This is a genomic window from Streptomyces sp. NPDC039424, from assembly GCF_055639495.1.
Genome location: NZ_JBVKAI010000014.1, coordinates 31,295 through 53,654 on the forward strand (window position 1 = coordinate 31,295; position 22,360 = coordinate 53,654).

18 protein-coding genes are annotated in these 22,360 nt (G+C 71.7%); 13 read left to right on the forward strand and 5 right to left on the reverse strand.

Annotated elements, in window-relative coordinates; all coding sequences use genetic code 11:
* Positions 1-12 precede the first annotated feature (12 nt).
* Positions 13-2,973 (reverse strand): tetratricopeptide repeat protein, encoded by a 2,961-nt coding sequence (locus ACZ7L0_RS29745; RefSeq protein ID WP_471245599.1) that lies wholly within the window; start codon positions 2,971-2,973, stop codon positions 13-15.
* On the reverse strand, positions 2,970-4,823 hold the full coding sequence (locus tag ACZ7L0_RS29750; RefSeq protein ID WP_471245600.1) for an HSP90 family protein: 1,854 nt from the start codon (positions 4,821-4,823) through the stop codon (positions 2,970-2,972). Before ACZ7L0_RS29750 ends, ACZ7L0_RS29745 begins: the two co-directional genes overlap by 4 nt.
* Positions 4,824-4,995: 172 nt before the next feature.
* Here ACZ7L0_RS29750 and recG point away from each other — a divergent pair, with 172 nt between their 5' ends.
* The 8 genes from recG (at position 4,996) to mutM (ending at position 12,243) form a co-directional block, all read left to right on the forward strand.
* Positions 4,996-7,215, forward strand: a complete 2,220-nt coding sequence (gene recG / locus ACZ7L0_RS29755; protein WP_471245601.1) for an ATP-dependent DNA helicase RecG — start codon at positions 4,996-4,998, stop codon at positions 7,213-7,215.
* A 46-nt stretch (positions 7,216-7,261) separates the two neighbouring features.
* Positions 7,262-7,849: a 16S rRNA (guanine(966)-N(2))-methyltransferase RsmD gene (gene rsmD / locus ACZ7L0_RS29760; RefSeq protein ID WP_471245602.1), complete on the forward strand. Its 588-nt coding sequence runs from the start codon at positions 7,262-7,264 to the stop codon at positions 7,847-7,849.
* 26 nt (positions 7,850-7,875) lie between these two features.
* On the forward strand, positions 7,876-8,355 hold the full coding sequence (gene coaD / locus ACZ7L0_RS29765; RefSeq protein ID WP_471245742.1) for a pantetheine-phosphate adenylyltransferase: 480 nt from the start codon (positions 7,876-7,878) through the stop codon (positions 8,353-8,355).
* A gap of 98 nt (positions 8,356-8,453) precedes the next feature.
* Positions 8,454-9,521, forward strand: coding sequence for an ATP synthase F0 subunit B (locus ACZ7L0_RS29770; protein WP_471245603.1), 1,068 nt, complete (start codon positions 8,454-8,456; stop codon positions 9,519-9,521).
* 133 nt (positions 9,522-9,654) lie between these two features.
* Positions 9,655-10,308 carry a YceD family protein gene (locus ACZ7L0_RS29775; protein WP_471245604.1) on the forward strand — a complete coding sequence of 218 codons (654 nt, stop codon included), beginning with the start codon at positions 9,655-9,657 and terminating at the stop codon, positions 10,306-10,308.
* A 2-nt stretch (positions 10,309-10,310) separates the two neighbouring features.
* The gene (gene rpmF, locus ACZ7L0_RS29780; RefSeq protein WP_007493396.1) at positions 10,311-10,484 is read left to right on the forward strand and encodes a 50S ribosomal protein L32; all 174 of its coding nucleotides are present in this window, start codon (positions 10,311-10,313) and stop codon (positions 10,482-10,484) included.
* Between the two features lie 7 nt (positions 10,485-10,491).
* On the forward strand, positions 10,492-11,301 hold the full coding sequence (gene rnc / locus ACZ7L0_RS29785; protein WP_471245605.1) for a ribonuclease III: 810 nt from the start codon (positions 10,492-10,494) through the stop codon (positions 11,299-11,301).
* Positions 11,302-11,382: 81 nt separating this feature from the next.
* A complete protein-coding gene (gene mutM / locus ACZ7L0_RS29790; protein ID WP_471245606.1) occupies positions 11,383-12,243 on the forward strand; it encodes a bifunctional DNA-formamidopyrimidine glycosylase/DNA-(apurinic or apyrimidinic site) lyase in 861 nt (286 codons plus the stop codon).
* On the opposite strand, the gene ACZ7L0_RS29795 is transcribed toward mutM, so the two are convergent.
* The gene (locus tag ACZ7L0_RS29795; protein WP_471245607.1) at positions 12,216-12,617 is read right to left on the reverse strand and encodes a winged helix-turn-helix transcriptional regulator; all 402 of its coding nucleotides are present in this window, start codon (positions 12,615-12,617) and stop codon (positions 12,216-12,218) included. The genes mutM and ACZ7L0_RS29795 overlap by 28 nt on opposite strands.
* 108 nt (positions 12,618-12,725) lie before the next feature.
* Between ACZ7L0_RS29795 and ACZ7L0_RS29800 the strand changes: the two genes are divergently transcribed.
* Complete coding sequence (locus tag ACZ7L0_RS29800; protein ID WP_471245608.1) at positions 12,726-13,310, forward strand: flavodoxin family protein; 585 nt, start codon at positions 12,726-12,728, stop codon at positions 13,308-13,310.
* 30 nt (positions 13,311-13,340) lie between these two features.
* On the opposite strand, the gene ACZ7L0_RS29805 is transcribed toward ACZ7L0_RS29800, so the two are convergent.
* Positions 13,341-14,504 carry a CAP domain-containing protein gene (locus ACZ7L0_RS29805; RefSeq protein ID WP_471245609.1) on the reverse strand — a complete coding sequence of 388 codons (1,164 nt, stop codon included), beginning with the start codon at positions 14,502-14,504 and terminating at the stop codon, positions 13,341-13,343.
* Positions 14,505-14,633: 129 nt separating this feature from the next.
* Between ACZ7L0_RS29805 and ACZ7L0_RS29810 the strand changes: the two genes are divergently transcribed.
* The 4 genes from ACZ7L0_RS29810 (at position 14,634) to ACZ7L0_RS29825 (ending at position 21,126) form a co-directional block, all read left to right on the forward strand.
* Positions 14,634-14,915 (forward strand): acylphosphatase, encoded by a 282-nt coding sequence (locus tag ACZ7L0_RS29810; protein ID WP_471245610.1) that lies wholly within the window; start codon positions 14,634-14,636, stop codon positions 14,913-14,915.
* 383 nt (positions 14,916-15,298) lie between these two features.
* Positions 15,299-15,502, forward strand: coding sequence for a hypothetical protein (locus ACZ7L0_RS29815; RefSeq protein WP_055623302.1), 204 nt, complete (start codon positions 15,299-15,301; stop codon positions 15,500-15,502).
* 223 nt (positions 15,503-15,725) lie between these two features.
* Positions 15,726-19,505, forward strand: coding sequence for an AAA family ATPase (locus ACZ7L0_RS29820; protein ID WP_471245611.1), 3,780 nt, complete (start codon positions 15,726-15,728; stop codon positions 19,503-19,505).
* Between the two features lie 202 nt (positions 19,506-19,707).
* Entirely contained in the window at positions 19,708-21,126 is a 1,419-nt protein-coding gene (locus ACZ7L0_RS29825) for a sugar porter family MFS transporter (protein ID WP_471245612.1), read from the forward strand.
* Positions 21,127-21,266: 140 nt separating this feature from the next.
* Here ACZ7L0_RS29825 and ACZ7L0_RS29830 read toward each other — a convergent pair whose 3' ends face one another.
* Positions 21,267-22,238 (reverse strand): LLM class flavin-dependent oxidoreductase, encoded by a 972-nt coding sequence (locus tag ACZ7L0_RS29830; RefSeq protein WP_471245613.1) that lies wholly within the window; start codon positions 22,236-22,238, stop codon positions 21,267-21,269.
* Between the last annotated feature and the right edge of the window lie 122 nt (positions 22,239-22,360).

A 22,360-nucleotide genomic window follows, 5' to 3' on the forward strand; every position in this document is an offset into this window, starting at 1 on the left:
CCTTCCGCCTTCTCAGGGCCGCTGGTCCGGCAGCAGGTCCAGCAGCTGCTCCGCCTCCGCCCGCCGGGCCTCTACGGTCTCGTCCGCGCCGCCCGCCCCGTCGTACGCCTCGTACTTCTCGTACTCCTCGTATGCCGCGTACGCCGCCAGGACCGCACGCGCGCGTGCCGCCGCGTCGGCGGGACGGCTCAGGTCGGCCTCCAGCCAGCCCGCGGCCAGCTCGGCGCCGGTCCGGCTGTGCAGGCCCCCCGCGCCCAGTGAGGTGAACACCGCGACCGCCCGCGTCATCTGGGACAGGGCGTCCTCGAACGCGGCCCGGATCGCGCCGTCGTCGGCGTCCTCGGGCGCCGAGCGGGCCAGCAGGTCGCCGTACTGCCGGTGGGTGTGACCGAGTTCGGCGGTGAGCCGCTCCAGGGTCTCCGGGTCGTCGGCCGCCTCCAGTGCCGCCGCGCACTCCCGGACCGCGTCCGCCATCCACTGCCGCGCCCCGTCGAGCCCGGCCTCGGTGCGCAGCGCCAGCCAGGCGCGGGCGCGCAGGCTGCGCACCAGGCCGTGGACGTTGCCCAGGGAGCGCCACAGGTCGCCCGCGCGCGCGTAGGCCCGGTCCGCGTCGGCGGGCAGCCCGGCCTGCCCGAGGGACTCGGCGGCCAGGTGGGCGAGGGTGGCGTGGTCCTGCTGCTCGGGCCAGTGCCGGGCGATCTCGGCGGCCTTGAGCCGGTGTTCGGCCGCCGCCCGGTGCTCACCCAGTTCGCTCAGGCAGTCCCCGAGCCACCAGCGCGTCTGCACGATCGCGCCGTCGCCGTGCGTCTCGGCGGACAGATCGGGCAGCGCCGACTCCAGCACCTCGGCGGCCTCCGCGTACCGTTCCTGCCGCAGCAGGAAGCCGCCCAGCTGGTGGCGCGCCCAGGCACCGAAGGTGGCGCCCTCGCCCGCCTCGTCGGCCCAGTGCGCCGCCTCCAGGGCGTGCTCCGCCGCCTCCGCGACGGCACCCCGGCCGCCGACGACCTCGGCCAGCTGGAGGTGCAGCTGGGCCCGCCCGGTCGCCTCCACGTACGGTCCGCCGTGCTCCAGGGCGGCCCGCAGCGCCCGTTCTGCCTCCGTCATGTCGCCGCGCTCGTGGGCGAAGGCGGCCACCCGCACCTCGTACTCCACCGCGAACCACGGCAGGCCCGCCCCGACGAACTCCGCCGCGGCCCGCCGGAACAGCTCCGCCGCCCGCTCCGCGTCCCCGGAGTGCTCCGCGATCTCCGCCAGCATCGCCCGCGCCTCGGCCGCCCGGGACACCAGCCGCACCTCGTCCCCGACGTACCCGTCGACGAGCGCCAGCAGCTCCCGGACCGCCTGCTCGGCCTCGGGCACGGAGCCCTGCGCGTCCTCGTGCACCCGGCGCATCAGGATCCGCGCCCGGCTCGTCAGCACGGACGCCGCCTGCCGCAGACCGGCGGCGTCCTCGGCGTAGAGGGCGAGGACCCGCTCGTACGGCTCGGCGACCGCCGCCAGCGCCTCGTCGACCTGGCCCGACAGGGCGCGTACGTAGGCGGCACGCGCGTGTGCCGCCAGCGCCTCACCGGGGTCGCCCGCCTCCGCGTACAGCTCGGCGGCCCGCTCGAACAGCCCGGCGCCCTCGGGGCCGAGGCCCATCGCCTCGTGGTCGGCGATCTCGGCGCGGTCCCGCGCGTCCAGCTCGACACCCTCGGCGGCCCGGGCGACCGCCGCCCACGCCTGGAGGGCGTGCGGCTGGAGCGTGTCCGACAGCCGCCGTGCCTCGGCGAGCAGCGCGGGCAGGTCCGGTCCGTCCGTCTCCGGGACCGCGACCGGAGAAACCGTGGCGGCCGGGCGGGCCACGGGGGCGGGCGAGGCGGTCGTGCGCACTCCCAGCGGCAGCCGCTCCACCAGTGGGCGCTGCGCCATGCGCGCGCGTGCCCGGTCACCGACGTACGAGGTGCCGTTGCGCAGATCGAACCGCGCGGCCAGGCCGAGGGCCTCCTCGCGCGCGTGGGCGGCGAGTTCCCGCGCGGTCCACGTCCGCCCGGCCGGGCCCGGCACCCGCTGCCCGCCCAGCCCCAGCTCGGTCAGGCGGTCCATGAGCAGCGCCACCACCGCCATGAAGTCCAGCCGGCTGCGCGGATGCCCGGTGTCCGTGAAGTACGCCGGCCGCTCCGCCAGCAGCTCCAGGGCGCGCGCCTCGTTCCCGGTCAGCGCGCAGAACTCCACATGGTCCGCGTAGGCGCCGCGCATGCTCTCCATCGGCCGCACCATCCGGAAGCCGCGCAGGTGGTGGGCGCGGGCCTCGTCCAGACGGCCCAGCCGCAGCAGCGGCGCCAGGGAGGAGGCGAGGACGCTGTGCGGCTCGTGGGCGCAGCTGTACTCGCCCTCCAGGACCGGCCTCCACAGGTCGAGCGCCTCCGCGTCCCGGCCGCTCTTGACCTGCCACGTCCCCTGCCCGTGCAGCTCGCAGGCGTGGCAGTCGGCCATCCGGTCCCGGTCGGCGGCCAGCCAGGCCGTGTACGCCCGCTGGGCGCGCTCCAGGTCCCCGATGTGCGCGGCGACGCTGAACTCGGCGCTGCGCACGGCCCGTTCGGAGTGTCCGGCCAGCCGGTAGCGGTGCTCCATCTCGCCGAGCCACTTCTCGACGGAGGCCAGCGGGACGTGCGGCTGGTCCAGCATGCCCGCCGACACCCACTTGAAGACCCAGTGCAGCGAGTGGGTCTCGTACTCGTCGAAGTCCTCGGGGTGCTCGTCCCACAGGCGCAGCAGCCGCGCGAACGGGACGAACATCTTGTCCTTCTCGGAGCTGTAGTTGTAGACCTTCAGCTGGTGTCCGAGCGCCTCGATCACGGCGAGTGGGATGTCCAGCTTCTCCGCCTCGGCGAGCAGCTGCTCCGCGCGCGCGTTGCGGGCCGGGCCCTCCGGCTGCTCGGAGTTCTCCGCCATCGCCCGGCGCAGCGCGTCGAAGTCCGTGATCCCGGTCATCGGTGACCGTCCTCCCCGTGTGCGGATTCCCCGTGAGTGGCCCATTCCAGAAGGCCGATGAACGCGCGGTTGAGCAGTGCGGAGTCCGCGGGTCTGAGGGGGCGCTGCGCCATCAGCAGCGCCTGCCCGTACAGCGACTCGGTCGCGGTGCCGATCAGCTCCGGGTCCTTCAGGGAACTGATCCGCCGGATGAGCGGGTTGAGGTGGTTGAGCACCAGACGCGCGCGCGGGGCGCTGCCGCGCAGCGAGCCGAGGATGCCCGCCCACAGGTCGTCGGCCTGCGCCTCCGCCTCCGCGCGGGCCTGCTCGTGGCGGGCCGCCCGGTCGTCCAGGTGCAGCGCGGGCACCGAGAGGGGATGGAAGGCGCGCAGGACGACGTCGCAGCCCAGCGGGTCGAGTCCGGCCCGCGCGGCGGCCAGGAACCCGGACAGGGCCAGCTCCTCCGCCGGGTCGACCGCGTCCAGGTGGGCGGTCACGGTGTCCGCGTCCAGCTCGGCGACCACCGTCCCCGGGCGCACCGACGGCAGCGCCTCGACCAGCTCGCTGTCGTAGGTGTAGCCGCCGTTGACCACCCCGACGCCCTGCGCGGAGGCGATCGGCGCGACCTGCCGGTACTCCTCGACCGTGCGCGTGAAGTGCACCACCGGGTGGCGCTGCGCGAACTCCTCCAGGGACAGCTGCCCGTCCGTGGTCTCGAAGGGGAGCCACGGCAGCATCGTGCGCAGCATCTCCTTGTCGTGCCGGGCGAGGGACTTCACGCCCAGGTGGTGCACGGACAGGAACGCGGCCAGCCGTTCCGGATCGCCCGCGGCCAGGCCGGTCAGCCAGGACCGAATCCTTTCGCCGAGCGCTTCCCGTACGGCGGCCAGCGTCTCGTCCTCGTACAGCGACTCGCGCGAGGCCGTGGGCCTGAGGCTGTCGGTGTCCAGGACGCAGCGCACGAAGAACGCCCAGTCCGGCAGCAGCTGTTCGGCCCGCTCGGTCAGCAGCATGCCCTTCAGGTGCACGCGGTGCCCGGCACGCTGGGCCGGGCTGACCGCCGACGGCAGCACGTACGCCATCCCGCGGATCCCGGCCAGCGGCACGTCCAGCTCGATGGAGTCCAGCGGGGTGAAGCCGAAGGTGTCGTGGCAGTGCCGGGCCAGGGCGACCCGGCGGGTGGCGGGGGAGGGGTACGGGCGGTCCCAGGGCGCGGGCAGGTCGGTGACCGCCTCCTCGCCCACCCGGACGTCGTACGGCAGCAGCGAGCCGAAGTCCCGGGCCAGCGTCAGGACGCGCCCTGGCGACAGCCACTCCCCGGCGCCCGCCCGTGCGACGAGGTGCACGGTCGTGCCCGGTTCGGGCCGGGCCTCGTCGGGCAGCGTCCGCACGGTGTAGGAGCCGTCGTCGCTCGCCGTCCACTCCACGGGCGGCGCGTCGGGCGTACGGGCGCTGCGGCTGACCACCCGGATCCGCTCGGCGACCACGAAGCAGGCCAGCAGGCCGATGCCGAACTGGCCCAGGAAGTCCGAGCGGGCCTCCTGCAGCCCCTCCGCGCGCTTGGAGCTGCGGCCGATGGTCGCCAGCAGGCTGTGCACGTCGGACTCGGTGAGCCCGACGCCGGTGTCCTCCACCCGCAGGGCGGCGCCCTCCGGCGAGTCCGCGTACAGCCGGACCCGCGCCGGGGCGTCGGGCTGCTCGGCGCGCCGGGCGGTGATGGCGTCCACCGCGTTCTGCAGCAGCTCGCGCAGGTAGACCTTGGGGCTGGAGTAGAGGTGATGGGAGAGCAGGTCCACCAGACCACGCAGGTCGACCTGGAACGTGTGAGGTGACTGTGATGCCTGGGATGACTGTGAGGTCTGGGAGTCCATCGTCGCAGCGCCGCCGGTGGGGGGACTTCGCGACGGCGCGGGGTCGGGCGGTCCCTTGGTGGGGAGGTGACCGCGGGGGGATGGCCGGAGCGCGCCATCCTAGAGCCCGAACAGCCCGCCTGACCAGGGGTTTCCCAGTACGTATACGGCAATGTCAGTGCCGTGGTGTGCAATGGATCTCGTGCCCGCACTGGAAGAACCACTGAAACAACCGCTGAAGTCAGTGCTCGGCCCCGCCACCGCGAAGGTGATGGCCGAGCACCTCGGCCTGCACTCCGTCGGCGACCTCCTGCACCACTACCCGCGCAGATACGAGGAGCGCGGGCAGCTCACCCACCTCGCCGACCTCCCCATGGACGAGCACGTCACGGTGGTCGCGCAGGTCGCCGACGCCCGCCTGCACTCCTTCGCCTCCGCCAAGGCCCCGCGCGGCAAGGGCCAGCGCCTGGAGGTGACGATCACGGACGGCAGTGGCCGGCTCCAACTCGTTTTCTTCGGCAACGGCGTTCACAAGCCTCACAAGGAGCTGCTGCCGGGCACGCGCGCGATGTTCGCGGGCAAGGTCTCCGTGTTCAACCGCCGACTGCAACTCGCCCATCCGGCGTACGAGTTGCTGAAGAGTGACAGCGAGGAGGCGGTCGAGACCTGGGCCGGGGCCCTCATCCCCATCTACCCGGCCACCGCCAAACTGGAGTCCTGGAAGATCGGCAAGGCCATCCAGACGGCGCTGCCCAGCGCCCAGGAAGCCGTGGACCCCCTCCCGGACAGCCTCCGCGAGGGCCGCGCCCTGGTCTCCCTCCCCGAGGCCCTCCTCAAGATCCACCGCCCGCACACCAAGGCCGACATCGCCGACGCCCGCGCCCGCCTCAAGTGGGACGAGGCCTTCGTGCTCCAGGTCGCCCTGGCCCGCCGCCGGCACGCCGACGCCCAGCTCCCGGCGGTCGCCCGCACACCGCTCCCCGACGGCCTGCTGACCGCCTTCGACGACCGCCTCCCCTTCACCCTCACCGAGGGCCAGCAGCGGGTCTCCCGGGACATCTTCGACGACCTCGCCACCGAACACCCGATGCACCGGCTGCTCCAGGGCGAGGTGGGCTCGGGCAAGACGCTGGTCGCCCTGCGCGCCATGCTCGCCGTCGTCGACGCGGGCGGCCAGGCCGCCATGCTCGCGCCCACCGAGGTGCTCGCCCAGCAGCACCACCGGTCGGTCACCGAGATGATGGGCGAGCTGGCGGAGGGAGGCATGCTGGGCGGCGTCGAGCACGCCACCAAGGTGGTGCTGCTCACCGGCTCGATGGGCGCCGCCGCTCGCCGCCGGGCGCTGCTCGACCTCGCCACCGGAGAGGCGGGGATCGTGATCGGCACGCACGCGCTGATCGAGGACAAGGTGCAGTTCCACGACCTCGGGCTGGTCGTCGTGGACGAACAGCACCGATTCGGCGTCGAACAGCGCGACGCCCTGCGCGGCAAGGGAAAGCAGCCGCCGCACCTGCTCGTCATGACCGCTACGCCGATCCCGCGCACGGTCGCCATGACCGTCTTCGGCGACCTGGAGACCTCCGTCCTCGACCAGCTCCCGGCCGGCCGCTCGCCGATCGCCAGCCATGTCGTCCCGGCCGCCGACAAGCCGCACTTCCTGGCCCGCGCGTGGGAACGGGTGCGCGAGGAGGTGGGCAACGGCCATCAGGCGTACGTCGTCTGCCCGCGCATCGGCGACGAGGAGGACGACCCCAAGGCCGCGAAGAAGCAGAAGTCCCCCGAGGACGAGGCCGAGAAGCGCCCTCCGCTGGCCGTCCTCGACGTGGCCCAGCAGTTGGAGAAGGGCCCCCTCAAGGGTTTGGGGGTGGAGGTCCTGCACGGCCGGATGCACCCCGACGACAAGGACGCGGTCATGCGCCGCTTCGCCGCCGGGGAGACCGACGTCCTGGTCGCCACGACCGTCATCGAGGTCGGTGTGAACGTCCCGAACGCCACCGCGATGGTGATCATGGACGCGGACCGGTTCGGCGTCTCCCAGCTCCACCAGCTGCGCGGCCGCGTCGGCCGCGGCTCGGCGCCCGGCCTGTGCCTGCTGGTCACCGAGATGCCCGAGGCGAGCGCCGCCCGCCAGCGGCTGAACGCCGTCGCCACCACCCTGGACGGCTTCGAGCTCTCCCGTATCGACCTGGAACAGCGCCGCGAGGGCGACGTGCTCGGCCAGGCTCAGTCCGGCGTCCGCTCCAGCCTGCGGGTCCTCGCCGTCATCGAGGACGAGGAGATCATCGCGGAGGCCCGCGCGGAGGCGGCGGCGGTGGTCGCGGCCGACCCCGACCTGGAGCGACTGCCCGCACTGCGGACGGCCCTGGAGGCCCTGCTGGACGACGAGCGGGAGCAGTACCTGGAGAAGGGCTGACAGACTGGGAACGGCCACCATCCGAGCACACCGACAAGGACCTGAGATGACTCGCGTGATCGCCGGCGCGGCCGGCGGACGCCGACTGGCCGTCCCGCCGGGGACAGGCACCCGCCCGACCTCGGACCGCGCACGCGAGGGCCTCTTCTCCACCTGGCAGTCCCTGCTCGGCGGCCCGCTCGCGGGAGAGCGCGTTCTCGATCTGTACGCCGGATCCGGGGCCGTCGGCCTGGAGGCGCTCTCCAGAGGGGCGGGGCACACACTCCTCGTCGAAGCCGACGCGCGAGCGGCCCGCACCGTCCGGGAGAACGTCAAGAGCCTCGGCCTCCCCGGCGCCGAGGTCAGGGCGGGCAAAGCGGAGCAGATCATCCAGTCACCGGCGCCGGCGGAGCCGTACGACCTCGTCTTCCTCGACCCGCCCTACGCCGTCACCGACGACGATCTTCGCGAGATTCTGCTCACACTCCGCACGCAGGGGTGGCTCGCGGAGGAAGCCCTCGTCACCGTGGAGCGCAGCACCAGAGGCGGCGAATTCCACTGGCCGGACGGCTTCGAGGCCATCCGGGCCCGTCGCTACGGCGAGGGAACGTTTTGGTACGGTCGCGCCGCCTCAACGTGCGAAGACGCACGATGACCGGACCGGAGAGCGAGGGACCACAAGTGCGCCGTGCCGTCTGTCCCGGGTCGTTCGACCCGATCACCAACGGACACCTCGACATCATCTCCCGCGCCTCCCGTCTCTACGACGAGGTCTACGTCGCGGTGATGATCAACAAGGCCAAGAAGGGCCTGTTCGAGATCGACGAGCGGATCGACCTGATCCGCCGGGTCACCGCCGAGTACGCGAACGTCCGCGTCGAGGCCTTCCACGGCCTCCTCGTCGACTTCTGCAAGCAGCGCGACATCCCCGCCATCGTCAAGGGCCTGCGCGCCGTCAGCGACTTCGACTACGAGCTGCAGATGGCCCAGATGAACAACGGCCTCTCCGGCGTCGAGACGCTCTTCGTGCCGACCAACCCCACCTACAGCTTCCTCTCCTCCTCCCTGGTCAAGGAGGTCGCCACCTGGGGCGGCGACGTCTCCCACCTGGTGCCCCCGGCGGTCCTCGAAGCCCTCGGCGAGCGTCTCAGGAAGGACTGACCGCCTGACAACCCGTCATCCGGTGTCGGGCGGCCACCCCGGGGTCGTACAGTCGTCCCGTCCGTTGCCAACACAGCTGTAGAGAGTGGCGAGCACAGGTGGACGTCCAGAAGAAGCTCGACGAGATCGTCACCACGGTCTCCGGCGCCCGGTCCATGCCCATGTCGGCCTCGTGCGTGGTCAACCGCGCCGAGCTGCTCGCGCTGCTCGAAGAGGTCCGCCAGGCCCTGCCCGGCTCCCTCGCGCAGGCCCAGGAGCTGATCGGCGACCGCGAGCAGATGGTCGAGCAGGCCCGCCTGGAGGCCGAGCGGATCATCGAGAGCGCGCACGCCGAGCGCGGCTCGCTGGTCTCCGGCACGGAGGTCGCCCGCCGCTCCCAGGCCGAGGCCGACCGGATCCTGGCCGAGGCCCGCAAGGAGGCCGAGGAGATCCGCGCCGAGGCCGACGACTACGTCGACTCCAAGCTCGCCAACTTCGAGGTCGTCCTCACCAAGACCCTCGGCTCGGTCGGCCGCGGGCGCGAGAAGCTGCTGGGCACCGGGCCGGGCCTGGACGAGAACGGCTACGAGGACGAGGACGCCCCCGAGCGCAGCCACGACCCGGAGACCCTGCGCCGCGACGCCGACGCCTACGTGGACACCAAGCTCGGCGCCTTCGAGGCGGTCCTCGCCAAGACCCTGGAGGCCGTCGGCCGGGGCCGTCAGAAGCTGCACGGCCGCATCGCCACCGACGACCTCGGCGCCCTCGCCGGCGACTCCACCACCCGGCAGCACTCCAGCGACGCCGACTACCTCGCCGACCTCGCGGCCCTCGCCGAGCAGGACGCCCGGGCCGAACAGCCGCAGCAGCCGGCGCAGCCGCAGTACGAGCAGCAGCCGGCCTACGGCTACCAGCAGCAGCCCGACCCGTACGGCGGCTTCCCGCAACAGCACGGCTACGGCCAGCAGGACCCGTACGGCTACCAGCAGGCCGACCCGTACGCCGCCTATCAGGGCTACGACCAGCAGTCCGCCTACGACCCGAACCAGGATCAGCAGGCCCACGAGCCCCAGCAGCCGCAGCCGCAGCCCCAGCAGGGCTACGCCCTCGACGAGACCAGTCTCTTCGACACCAGCATGATCAGCGCCGAGCAGCTGCGGGCGTACGAGCAGGAGCGCGGCCTGTAACGACGGACCCGATTGGGCCGTCAGCGAAAGGTCCAGTATCCTGGCTCTTCGGTCGCGTCTACGTCCGCGATCAACGCTGCCCGGCGACACCTTCAGGGCGGCGTCCCTCTGAGCTCGAAGATCGAAAGCAGGAATGGCCTCCAACGCGCGCCTCGACCACCGCAACCCCCTCGTGTTCGACACACACGAGCTGGGGCGGCGTCCTGGTGCGCTGCAGCGCCTGACCCGTACGGTCGACGCCCCCAAGGATCTCGGTATCCAGGAGGTCATCGGAGTGCCGGAAGGCGCCCCGGTGGAGCTCGAACTCCGGCTCGAGTCGGTCATGGAAGGGGTGCTTGTCACAGGCACCGCCCGTGCAACGGCCGAGGGGGAGTGCGTAAGGTGTCTGGAGCCGGTCGGGCTGGAGCTCGAAGCGGACTTCCAGGAGATGTTCTCGTACCCCGACGCCGACGAGCGGGGCCGTGCGAAAGCCCGGTCCGACGAAGACGCCGTCGACGAAGAGGACGACGAGGACAGGCTCTTCCTCGAGGACGGACTCTTCGACCTCGAATCAGTGCTGCGTGATGCGGTGGTGCTCGCACTGCCGATGCAGCCGGTGTGCCAGGACGACTGTCCGGGCCTGTGCTCCGAGTGCGGAGCGCGGCTCGCGGACGACCCGGACCACCACCATGACGCCGTCGACATCCGTTGGGCGGCTTTGCAGGGACTCGCCGGCACCATGCAGGACGGCGAGAAGGACGAGATGAGCGGCGCCGAAGCGGGCGTCGACGAGAAGCAGGAGAAGTAGCCGTGGCTGTTCCGAAGCGGAAGATGTCGCGCAGCAACACGCGCCACCGCCGGTCGCAGTGGAAGGCTGCGGTCCCCACCCTGGTTGCGTGCGAGCGCTGCCACGAGCCCAAGCTGCAGCACATCGCGTGCCCGTCTTGCGGCACCTACAACAAGCGCCAGGTCCTCGAGGTCTGAGCGGCTGGTGAGAGGCACTGTGTCCACGCCGAAGAAGAACTCAGCGGACAACACGGCCTCGTCCCACACGCTGTTGGAAGGGCGGCTCGGGTACAAACTCGAGTCCGCCCTTCTGGTGCGTGCGCTGACCCACCGTTCGTACGCGTACGAGAACGGCGGTCTGCCCACCAACGAGCGTCTGGAGTTCCTCGGGGACTCCGTGCTCGGCCTGGTGGTCACGGACACGCTGTACCGCACCCACCCCGACCTGCCCGAAGGCCAGCTGGCCAAGTTGCGGGCCGCGGTGGTCAACTCGCGTGCGCTGGCGGAGGTCGGCCGTGGCCTCGAACTCGGTTCCTTCATCCGGCTCGGCCGTGGTGAAGAGGGCACGGGTGGCCGGGACAAGGCGTCCATCCTCGCCGACACCCTGGAAGCGGTGATCGGCGCGGTCTATCTCGACCAGGGCCTCGATTCGGCGTCCGAGCTGGTGCACCGGCTCTTCGACCCGCTGATCGAGAAGTCCTCCAACCTCGGTGCCGGCCTGGACTGGAAGACCAGTCTCCAGGAGCTCACCGCGACCGAAGGGCTCGGCGTGCCCGAGTACCTGGTCACGGAGACCGGTCCCGACCACGAGAAGACCTTCACTGCTGCCGCCCGCGTCGGAGGCGTCTCGTACGGCACCGGCACCGGCCGCAGCAAGAAGGAGGCGGAGCAGCAGGCCGCGGAATCCGCGTGGCGGTCCATCCGGGCCGCGGCGGACGAGCGCGCCAAGGCGACGGCCGATGCCGTCGACATCGACGCCGCTGCCGAAGCCGACGAGACGTCGGCCTCCGCCTGACCGAACAGCAGGACCCGAGCGCCCGTCCCCGCCCAGGGGCGGGCGCTCGGCTTTCATCCACCGCTTGTCACGGGGGTCCCGATGCCCGAGTTGCCCGAGGTCGAGGTCGTACGGCGTGGCCTGGAGCGGTGGGTCGCCCACCGCGCCGTCGCCGACGCCGAGGTGCTGCACCCGCGTGCCGTACGCCGTCACCTGGCCGGTGCCGACGACTTCGCGCACCGCCTCAAGGGGCATCGCGTGGGCACGCCCAGCCGCCGCGGCAAGTACCTGTGGCTGCCGCTGGAGGACACCCGGCAGGCGGTGCTGGCCCACCTCGGCATGAGCGGGCAGCTGCTGGTCCAGCCGGAGGCCGCGCCGGACGAGAAGCACCTCAGGATCCGCGTCCGCTTCGCCGACGGCCTGGGCACCGAACTCCGCTTCGTCGACCAGCGCACCTTCGGCGGCCTGTCGCTGCATGACACCACCACCGACGGTCTGCCGGACGTCATCGCGCACATCGCCCGCGACCCCCTCGACCCGCTCTTCGACGACGAGGCCTTCCACCGGGCGCTGCGCCGGAAGCGGACCACCATCAAGCGGGCCCTGCTGGACCAGTCGCTGATCAGCGGCGTCGGCAACATCTACGCGGACGAGGCCCTGTGGCGCGCCCGCCTGCACTACGAGCGCCCCACCACCACCTTCACGCGCCCGCGCACCACGGAACTCCTCGGTCACATCCGGGACGTGATGAACGAGGCCCTCGCCGTGGGCGGGACCAGCTTCGACAGCCTCTACGTCAACGTCAACGGCGAGTCGGGCTACTTCGACCGCTCCCTGGACGCCTACGGCCGCGAGGGTCTGCCGTGCCGGCGATGCGCGACCCCCATGCGCCGCCGGCCCTGGATGAACCGCTCCAGTTACTTCTGCCCGAAGTGTCAGCGGGCGCCGCGCGTGACGTCGTAGTTCTCCCGGGCGGCCAGGACGTCGTCCATCCGGCCCTCCACGCAGTGGATGAGGTCCAGCAGACGGGTCGCCACCTCGCGGCCCAGCGGGGTCAGTTCGTAGTCCACCCGGGGCGGGTTCGTCGGCTGGGCCTCGCGGTGCACCAGGCCGTCGCGCTCCAGCGCCTGCAGGGTCTGGGACAGCATCTTCTCGCTCACGCCGTCGACCCGGCGGCGCAACTCGTTGAAACGCAACGAGCCCTCGTGCAGCGCGCCGAGGGTCAGTGATCCCCAGCGGCCGGTGACGTGCTCCAGGGTGCCGCGCGAGGGGCAGGCCTTGGCGAACACGTTGTACGGGAGGTGCTGATCCTCCGCGCTCTCCTGCGTGACGGTCATACCTCAAGCGTACTCGAAGGCAGCGCTAACCATCAGGTTGCACTAACTCAGGGTTAGTGCTTTCCTGTGGTTACTGTTGTTGAACTGCTCATTCGAGGAGTACTGCTCGTGACCACCCCTGTTGTCTCCATCGCCTACCACTCCGGCTACGGCCACACCGCCGTCCTCGCCGAGGCCGTCCGCGCCGGTGCGGCCGAGGCCGGCGCCGAGGTGCACCTGATCAAGGTCGACGGGATCACCGAGGAGGAGTGGGCGGTTCTCGACGCCTCGGACGCCATCGTCTTCGGCTCGCCCACCTACATGGGCACCGCGTCCGGCGCCTTCCACGCCTTCGCCGAGGCGACCTCGGCACGCTGGGCCACCCAGGCGTGGAAGGACAAGCTGGCGGCCGGCTTCACCAACTCCGGCTCCAAGAGCGGCGACAAGCTGCACACCCTGCAGTTCTTCCAGATCCTGGCCGCCCAGCTCGGCATGAACTGGGTCAGCCTCGGCCTGCTGCCCGGCTGGAACAGCAGCACGGGCGCCGAGACCGACCTCAACCGCCTCGGCGTCTTCCTGGGCGCGGCGGCGCAGACCAACGTCGACGAGGGCCCGGAGGCCGTGCACAAGGCGGACTTGGCCACGGCGGAGCACCTGGGGCGCCGGGTGACGGAGACGGCGCGGGTGTTCGCCCGGGGGCGCGTCGCCGCGTAACGGGTACGACCGGTGGCCGCAGTCCCGCGGCTAGTACCCGAAGTCCTGCGTCCACCAGGGGCCACCGGACCCGTAGTGGACACCGACCCCCAGGGTCTTGAAGTCGCAGTTCAGGATGTTGGCGCGGTGGCCCGGGCTGTTCATCCAGGACTCCATCACCGAGACCGCGTCGGCCTGGCCCCGCGCGATGTTCTCGCCGCCGAGGCCGGTGATGCCGGCCTTCGCGGCGCGGTCCCAGGGGGTGGCGCCGTCCGGGTCGGTGTGGTCGAAGAAGCCCCGCGTGGCCATGTCCGCGCTGAAGGACTCGGCCAGCCGCGTCAGCGAGCTGTTCGCGGACAGGGCGCTGCAGCCGGCCCTGGCCCGGTCCTCGTTGACCAGCCTCAGCACCTCCGCCTCCACGGCGGCCTCCGCCGACACCGTCCCCGGCTCGGCGCTCCTCGTCGGCGCCTTGCCCGCCCTGCGGCTGGGCGTGCTCTTCGACTCGGACGGTGTGGTCTTCGCGGCCGGCTTCTTCGACGGCGTCTTCGTCTTCGTGGGAGACGACGAGGTGGAGGGCGAGGTGGAGGCGGAAGCGGAGGTGGAGGTGGAGGTGGACGGGCTCGCCGGCGAGGCCGGGCGGCCGGTGCCGCGGCTGGTCGAGGACTCGCCGGTCCGGGTGCTCTCGGCGCTGCCGGAGGTGCCGCCCTGCTCGGCCGCCGTGTTGCTGGGCGAGCTCGCGGCCTGCACCTTGTCGCCGCCGCTGCTGGTGCCACCGCCGAGCCGGTAGTTGTCGAGGCCGGGCACCGCACCGGTGGACACCGCGACCGTGCCGAGGGCGACCGCGGCGGACACGCCGAGCAGTCCCGTACGCACGGGGGTCGCGGCCCTCTTCTTCCGGCGGTGGCCCCGGGACGCCCCGCCCGACGGGGTGAACCCGCCGTCCTGGACGGGGAGCGTGCCGGTGGTCCGGGCGTAGTCGTCGTCGGTCGCGTACAGATAGGCCTCGGCCTTGTCGTAGGCCTCGGCGTACGCCTCCGGGTTCAGATAGGGCGCGATGCCCATCGTGGGGCGCTCGCCCGCGTACGAGTCACGCGGGTCATGGCTCCCGGTGTACGAGCCCTGCCCTTGCGTGACCTCCGTGGCGCGGCCCGTGGCGGCGCGTCGGTGGCGTCCCATGTCCTGGCCTTCCTCGTCCTCGCGGTCAACCCCACTCATACGATCTTGCGGATAACCCGACTCACCCGATCGAGTGAGTTTCATATGAGATTCATTGGGTGGGGACGGTACCCCATGGCACCCGGGGACGAAGTGTCCGGAGAGACATTGGCCGGTTAGGTTGCACGTATGAGTGACGATGTTCGGCTGGTCGCCTGGGTGCGCGGATACGTGCAGGGCGTGGGTTTCCGCTGGTTCACGCGGGCGAAGGCGCTCGAGATCGGCGGCCTGAGTGGTTTTGCTCTCAATTTGGCGGACGGGCGCGTTCAGGTCGTCGCCGAAGGGTCGCGCGAGGCGTGCGAGGGACTGCTGAAGTGGCTGCAAGGCGGCGACACGCCCGGGCAGGTGGATGGCGTCACCGAGATCTGGGACACACCCCGCGGCGGCTACGAGAGCTTCGCCATCCGCTGAGTCCGTTCTGTGAATTCCCGCAGGCCGAGGCGGAAGAACATGCCACAGGCAGCTGCCCCGAGCAGAAATGACCTGGTGGTTGCCAAGAACCGCTTGCGGTGGCAGGCTCCGCACGTAAGGATGATCGCCACGCCCTTCGGGTCCCGCAGGAGTCGCAGCGCCGCCGCTTTCCGGCCGCGCGCTGCCGGGTTGCCCGCCAATCCGGGGCGTGATCGTGTTGACCGTCAAACTTTTTGGTGAGACGCTGAAAGCCCCGCGCACCTTAGCTGTTTGGCATGTAGCAATAGCAGAGCAACACTCGAGTGTGCCAAGCACTCCGGGTGCGAATCCCTCACGACCCACCACCGATTCGGTCGGTCACTCAGTGTGGAGGACCATCCATCATGGCAAAGGCGCTTCTCGGTTACGTCGGCGGCTCCGACCCGCGACTCCTCGCCGAGATGCGACGGCTCCAGCAGCGCGTACAGGACCTGGAATCCGAGCTCGTACGGATCCAGGCAGAGAACGAGGCGCTGACGGCTGCCGCTTCTCACGACAGGATCATGGAGAGCATCGACGCACACCAGGCGGAGCCTGCGCTCACCTGATCGCTGCATCGCTCCACGACAGCACAAGCAGTGGTTGGGCTGCCCGTATCAACCGCTGAGTTGTCAGAGTTGCAAGGGACGCTTCGGCGTCCCTTCTTTCTTTCCCCCGCGCATCCTTTCACTCTCTTTAACGTCTGGTGTGCCCTGCATGTTCATGCGTGAAACCGCGCGGTTGCCAGTGTTCATGGAGTGAGATAGGGGCGGAAGGGTAGAGTCCAGCGGCGTGCACCTCAAGGCCCTGACCCTCCGGGGGTTCAAGTCGTTCGCCTCCGCGACCACGCTCCGGTTCGAACCGGGGATCACGTGCGTAGTCGGTCCGAACGGCTCGGGCAAGTCCAACGTCGTGGACGCGCTCAGCTGGGTCATGGGCGAACAGGGCGCCAAGTCGCTGCGCGGCGGCAAGATGGAGGACGTCATCTTCGCCGGCACCACCGGCCGCCCGCCGCTGGGCCGCGCCGAGGTGTCCCTCACCATCGACAACTCCGACGGGGCGCTGCCCATCGAGTACGCCGAGGTCACCATCACGCGGATCATGTTCCGCAACGGCGGCAGCGAGTACCAGATCAACGGCGACACCTGCCGCCTCCTCGACATCCAGGAACTGCTCTCCGACTCCGGCATCGGCCGCGAGATGCACGTCATCGTCGGACAGGGCCAGCTCGACTCCGTTCTGCACGCCGACCCCATGGGCCGCCGCGCCTTCATCGAGGAGGCCGCCGGCGTCCTCAAGCACCGCAAGCGCAAGGAGAAGGCGCTCCGGAAACTGGACGCGATGCAGGCCAATCTCGCGCGCGTGCAGGACCTGACGGACGAGCTGCGACGGCAGCTCAAGCCGCTGGGCCGGCAGGCGGCCGTCGCCCGCCGGGCCGCCGTGATCCAGGCCGACCTCCGCGACGCCCGGCTGCGTCTGCTCGCCGACGACCTGGTACGGCTGCGCGAGGCATTGCGGGCCGAGATCGCCGACGAGGCCGCGCTGAAGGAGCGCAAGGAGACCGCCGAGCAGGAGCTGAGGAAGGCCCTTCAGCGTGAGGCCCTCCTGGAGGACGAGGTCCGCCGGCTCGCACCGCGCCTCCAGCGCGCCCAGCAGACCTGGTACGAACTCTCCCAGCTCGCCGAGCGGGTGCGCGGCACGATCTCGCTCGCCGAAGCCCGGGTGAAGAGCGCCACCTCCGCACCGCCCGAGGAGCGGCGCGGCCGGGACCCCGAGGACATGGAGCGCGAGGCCGCCCGGATCCGGGAGCAGGAGGCCGAGCTGGAGGCGGCGCTGGAGGCCGCGCAGCACGCCCTCGACGACACCGTCGCCCACCGGGCCGAGCTGGAGCGCGAACTCGCCGCTGAGGAACGCCGTCTGAAGGACGTCGCCCGCGCCATCGCCGACCGCCGCGAGGGCCTGGCCCGGCTCAGCGGCCAGGTCAACGCGGCCCGTTCGCGCGCCGCCGCCGCGCAGGCCGAGATCGACCGCCTGGCCGCCGCGCGGGACGAGGCCCAGGAACGGGCGGTCCGGGCGCAGGAGGAGTACGAGACCCTCAAGGCCGAGGTCGACGGCCTCGACGCCGGGGACATGGAGCTCGCCGAGCGGCACGAGGAGGCCAAGCGGCAGCTGACGGAGGCGGAGGCCGCCCTGTCCGCCGCGCGCGAGGCGGCCACCGCGGCGGAACGCAGACGCGCCGCGACCCAGGCCCGCCACGAGGCGCTGGCGCTGGGCCTGCGCCGGAAGGACGGCACCGGTGCCCTGCTGGGCGCGAAGGACCGGCTCACCGGGCTGCTCGGCCCGGCGGCGGAGCTGCTCACGGTCACCCCGGGCCACGAGGTCGCCCTGGCAGCCGCCTTCGGCGCAGCCGCCGACGCCCTCGCCGTCACCACCCCCTCCGCCGCCGCCGACGCCATCCGCCTCCTGCGCAAACAGGACGCGGGCCGCGCGGCCCTGCTCCTCGCGGGAGCACCGGAGAACTGGGCGACCGACGGCAGCTGGGAGACCCGTACCCCCGCACTCCGGGACGGAGGGCGCTCCGGTGAGTCGGCGGATGTCGGCGCTCTGGGCGCCCCCAGCATCTCGGGCACCCCCAGCGCCCCGGGCACCTCCATTGCCCCCGGCACCTCGGGCACCCCCAGCACCCCCACCACCCCAGTCGCCCCAGGCACCCCAATCCCGGACAGGCCGGGCCCCCGGCCCGCCGGTGCGGGGGAGTCCCTTGCCGGTGGGCCGCCCTTCGCCGGGGACCTCGTGCGTGGGCCCGCCGAACTCATGCCCGCCGTACGCCGTCTGCTGCGCGGGATCGTCGTCGTCGGCACCCTCGAGGACGCCGAGGATCTGGTCTACGCCCGCCCCGACCTCACCGCCGTGACCGCCGAAGGCGATCTGCTGGGCGCGCACTTCGCGCAGGGTGGGTCCGCCGGAGCGCCGAGCCTGCTGGAAGTGCAGGCCTCCGTCGACGAGGCCGCCGCCGAGCTGGAGGAGCTGGCGGTGCGCTGCGAGGAGCTGGCCGAGGCGCAGCGCGAGGCGGCCGAGCGGCGGCGGGAGTGCGCCACGCTCATGGAGGAACTGGGGGAGCGGCGCCGGGCCGCCGACCGGGAGAAGTCGGCCGTCGCCCAGCAGCTCGGACGGCTCGCCGGCCAGGCACGCGGCGCCGCCGGGGAGGCCGAGCGGTCCACCGCGGCGGCGGCCCGCGCGCAGGAGGCGCTCGACCAGGCCGTACGGGACGCCGAGGAACTCGCCGAACGGCTCGCCGTCGCCGAGGAGATGCCGGTGGAGGAGGAACCGGACACCTCGGTACGGGACCGGCTGGCCGCCGACGGCGCCAACGCCCGCCAGACGGAGATGGAGGCCCGGCTCCAGGCCCGTACGCACGAGGAACGGGTCAAGGGGCTCGCCGGGCGGGCCGACTCGCTCGACCGGGCCGCCCGCGCGGAACGCGAGGCACGCGCGCGTGCCGAGCAGCGGCGGGCCCGGCTGCGGCACGAGGCCGCCGTCGCCGAGGCCGTCGCCTCCGGCGCGCGCCAGCTGCTCGCGCACGTCGAGGTGTCCCTGGCCCGCGCCGAGCGGGAGCGCGTCGCCGCCGAGTCCGCCAAGGCCCGCCGTGAGCAGGAACTGACCGCCGCCCGCGGCGAGGGACGCGAACTGAAGGCCGAGCTGGACAAGTTGACGGATTCAGTTCACCGCGGCGAGGTACTCGGGGCCGAGAAGCGGCTGCGGATCGAGCAGCTGGAGACCAAGGCGCTGGAGGAACTCGGTGTGGAACCGGCGGGGCTCGTGGCCGAGTACGGCCCGCAGCAGCCGGTGCCGCCCTCGCCCCCCGCCGAGGGCGAGCAGCTGCCGGACGACCCCGAGCACCCGCGCAACCAGCCGAGACCGTTCGTGCGCGCCGAGCAGGAGAAGCGGCTCAAGGCCGCCGAGCGGGCCTACCAGCAGCTCGGCAAGGTCAACCCGCTGGCCCTGGAGGAGTTCGCGGCCCTGGAGGAGCGGCACAAGTTCCTCAGCGAGCAGCTGGAGGACCTGAAGAAGACCCGCGCCGACCTGCTCCAGGTGGTCAAGGAGGTCGACGAGCGCGTCGAGCAGGTCTTCTCGGAGGCCTACCGGGACACAGCCCGGGAGTTCGAGGGCGTCTTCGGCCGGCTGTTTCCGGGTGGTGAGGGGCGCCTGGTGCTGACCGACCCCGACAACATGCTCACCACGGGCGTGGACGTCGAGGCGCGTCCGCCGGGCAAGAAGGTCAAGCGGCTGTCGCTGCTGTCAGGTGGCGAGCGGTCGCTGACCGCCGTCGCTCTCCTGGTGTCGATCTTCAAGGCGCGGCCCAGCCCGTTCTACGTCATGGACGAGGTCGAGGCGGCGCTCGACGACACCAACCTGCAGCGGCTGATCCGCATCATGCAGGAGCTGCAGGAGGCCTCGCAGCTGATCGTGATCACGCACCAGAAACGCACGATGGAGGTCGCCGACGCGCTGTACGGCGTCTCCATGCAGGGCGACGGCGTGTCGAAGGTCATCTCTCAGCGGCTTCGGTGACGGGCACCGGCACATCCGGCACATCACCTTCAAGAAATGAACACAACAAGCCCCCGCGTATCTCCAAGCTCACATCACATCGACTATTGACTTCGAAACTTGAAGGCATAGTCTCTGCAACGTTGCTTTTACCTTCAGGTCTCACCTGTTAGGGCTGACCCCCACGTCGGCAGCGTTGCCGGCGGCCCGAGGAGTTGTACACGTGACCAGCACAGCGCAGGCACCCAAGTCAGGAGCCAGGACGGCTCACCCCGAGCATCTCGGGCACGTCATCTTCATCGCGGCGGCGGCCGCGATGGGCGGTTTCCTCTTCGGCTACGACAGCTCCGTGATCAACGGCGCCGTCGAGGCCATCCGGGACCGGTACGACATCGGCTCCGCGGCCCTGGCCCAGGTCATCGCCGTCGCCCTGATCGGCTGCGCCATCGGCGCCGCGACCGCCGGCCGCATGGCCGACCGCATCGGCCGCATCCGGGTCATGCAGATCGCCGCCGCGCTGTTCACGGTCAGCGCCGTCGGTTCGGCGCTTCCCTTCTCGCTGTGGGACTTCGCCCTCTGGCGCGTCGTCGGCGGGTTCGCCATCGGCATGGCCTCGGTCATCGGCCCCGCCTACATAGCCGAGGTCGCCCCGCCCGCGTACCGCGGCCGCCTCGGCTCCTTCCAGCAGGCCGCGATCGTGATCGGCATCGCCATCTCGCAGCTGGTCAACTGGGGTCTGCTCAACTCCGCGGGCGGTGACCAGCGCGGCGACCTGATGGGCCTGGAGGCCTGGCAGGTCATGCTCGGCGTGATGGTCGTCCCCGCCGTCCTGTACGGCCTGCTGTCCTTCGCGATCCCCGAGTCCCCGCGCTTCCTGATCTCCGTCGGCAAGCACGACCGGGCCCGCGAGATCCTCGCCGAGGTGGAGGGCCAGGACCTCGACCTGGACGCCCGCGTCGCCGAGATCGAGCACGCCATGAACCGCGAGGAGAAGTCGAGCTTCCGGGACCTGCTCGGCGGCGGCTTCTTCTTCAAGCCGATCGTCTGGGTCGGCATCGGCCTGTCGGTCTTCCAGCAGTTCGTCGGCATCAACGTCGCGTTCTACTACTCCTCGACGCTGTGGCAGTCGGTCGGCGTCGACCCGACAGACTCGTTCTTCTACTCCTTCACGACGTCGATCATCAACATCGTCGGCACCGTGATCGCGATGATCTTCGTGGACCGCGTCGGCCGCAGGCCGCTGGCGATCATCGGCTCGGTCGGCATGGTCGTCGGCCTCGCCCTGGAGGCCTGGGCCTTCTCCTACGACCTGGTCGGCGGCAAGCTGCCCGCCGCGCAGGGCTGGACCGCGCTGATCGCCGCCCATGTGTTCGTCCTCTTCTTCGCCCTCTCCTGGGGTGTGGTCGTCTGGGTCATGCTCGGCGAGATGTTCCCGAACAAGATCCGCGCCGCCGCCCTGGGTGTGGCCGCCGCCGCGCAGTGGATCGCCAACTGGGCCATCACCGCGAGCTTCCCGTCGCTGGCCGACTGGAACCTCTCCGCGACCTACGTGATCTACACGGTCTGCGCCGCGCTCTCCATCCCGTTCGTCCTGAAGTTCGTCAAGGAGACGAAGGGCAAGGCGCTGGAGGAGATGGGCTGACCACCCGCCCCGCGAACTCGGGGAGAAGGGCCAAGTCCCCGCTGCCCCTCTCCTCGTACCTTCCGCCGCCCCCGGCCCGGCCACTGCCCGGACCGGGGGCGGCGGTGTCGTACGCGGCACCCACCGGATATCCGCGAAGGTCAGTCGCCCAGCGCCGGAAGCACCCGGTCCGCGAACAGCCGCAGGCTCCGCCAGCCCTCCGCCACCGGCATCCCGCCCGCCAGCGGATGCAGGACGAGGTTGTCGAGGCCCTGCGCCACACACTCGTCCGGGGTGAGGATCCGGTACACGCCCTCGGCGCGCAGCTCCTCCACCGTCGTGGCCGCCGACCGCACCGCCGAGCGGATCCCGCCGGACTGCCAGGAGGCATACGTCCGGGCCTCGTGCAGAAAGTGCTCGCCGTACTCGGCCCAGGCCCGGTCCGGGTCCTCGGAGACGTGCAGCAGCGGTGTCTCGGCGGCGGGCATCATCGTCCAGCCCTCGGTGCCGTACTCGACGAGCCGCTCCTTGTAGTACGCCTCCAGCTCGGGCAGGTACGCGCTCGGGAAGAAGGGCAGCCCGAGCCGGGCGGCGCGGCGGGCGGCGGCCCGGGAGGAGCCGCCGACCAGGAGCAGGGGGTGGGGGTCGGTGAACGGGCGCGGGGTGACCCGTACGGTGCGGCCCCGGTACTCGAACTCCTCGCCGGTCCAGGCCCTGAGCAGGGTCTCCAGCAGCTCGTCCTGGAGCCGGCCGCGCCGCTTCCACTCCACGTCGAACAGGGCGTACTCCTCCGGCCGGTATCCGATCCCGGCCACCGTCACCAGCCGGCCGCCGCTCAGCAGGTCCAGCACGGCGATCTCCTCCGCCAGCCGCAGCGGATCGTGCAGCGGGCCGATGATCGCCGACACCGTGACCGCGATCCTGCGGGTCGCCCCGAACACCGCGCCCGCGAAGACGAAGGGCGAGGGCACCCAGTTGTCCGCGACGCCGTGGTGCTCCTCGGTCTGCACGGTGGTGATGCCCCGCTCGTCGGCGTACGCGGCCATCTCCAGGGCCGCGCGGTAGCGGGCGTGGAGGGAGGCGGGGGTGGCGCCGGGTTCGACGAGGTTGAAGCGTACGACCGTCACGGGCATGGGAGGTCCCCCTTCGGCGTGTGGGTGGGGCCGGGTGCGGGGGGACGGTAGCTGACGGCACGTCAGATGGCCATGGCGGTGACACGGACCGGCCGCGGGCCCGCCCCCCGGCCGTCGCACAC

Excerpts from the sequence above, each read along its gene's own strand:
- ACZ7L0_RS29745 (WP_471245599.1), bottom strand. The coding sequence starts at position 2,973 with ATGACCGGGATCACGGACTTCGACGCGCTGCGCCGGGCGATGGCGGAG.
- ACZ7L0_RS29750 (WP_471245600.1), bottom strand. The coding sequence starts at position 4,823 with ATGGACTCCCAGACCTCACAGTCATCCCAGGCATCACAGTCACCTCAC.
- recG (WP_471245601.1), top strand. The coding sequence starts at position 4,996 with ATGGATCTCGTGCCCGCACTGGAAGAACCACTGAAACAACCGCTGAAG.
- rsmD (WP_471245602.1), top strand. The coding sequence starts at position 7,262 with ATGACTCGCGTGATCGCCGGCGCGGCCGGCGGACGCCGACTGGCCGTC.
- ACZ7L0_RS29775 (WP_471245604.1), top strand. The coding sequence starts at position 9,655 with ATGGCCTCCAACGCGCGCCTCGACCACCGCAACCCCCTCGTGTTCGAC.
- mutM (WP_471245606.1), top strand. The coding sequence starts at position 11,383 with ATGCCCGAGTTGCCCGAGGTCGAGGTCGTACGGCGTGGCCTGGAGCGG.
- ACZ7L0_RS29795 (WP_471245607.1), bottom strand. The coding sequence starts at position 12,617 with ATGACCGTCACGCAGGAGAGCGCGGAGGATCAGCACCTCCCGTACAAC.
- ACZ7L0_RS29805 (WP_471245609.1), bottom strand. The coding sequence starts at position 14,504 with ATGAGTGGGGTTGACCGCGAGGACGAGGAAGGCCAGGACATGGGACGC.
- ACZ7L0_RS29810 (WP_471245610.1), top strand. The coding sequence starts at position 14,634 with ATGAGTGACGATGTTCGGCTGGTCGCCTGGGTGCGCGGATACGTGCAG.
- ACZ7L0_RS29815 (WP_055623302.1), top strand. The coding sequence starts at position 15,299 with ATGGCAAAGGCGCTTCTCGGTTACGTCGGCGGCTCCGACCCGCGACTC.
- ACZ7L0_RS29830 (WP_471245613.1), bottom strand. The coding sequence starts at position 22,238 with ATGCCCGTGACGGTCGTACGCTTCAACCTCGTCGAACCCGGCGCCACC.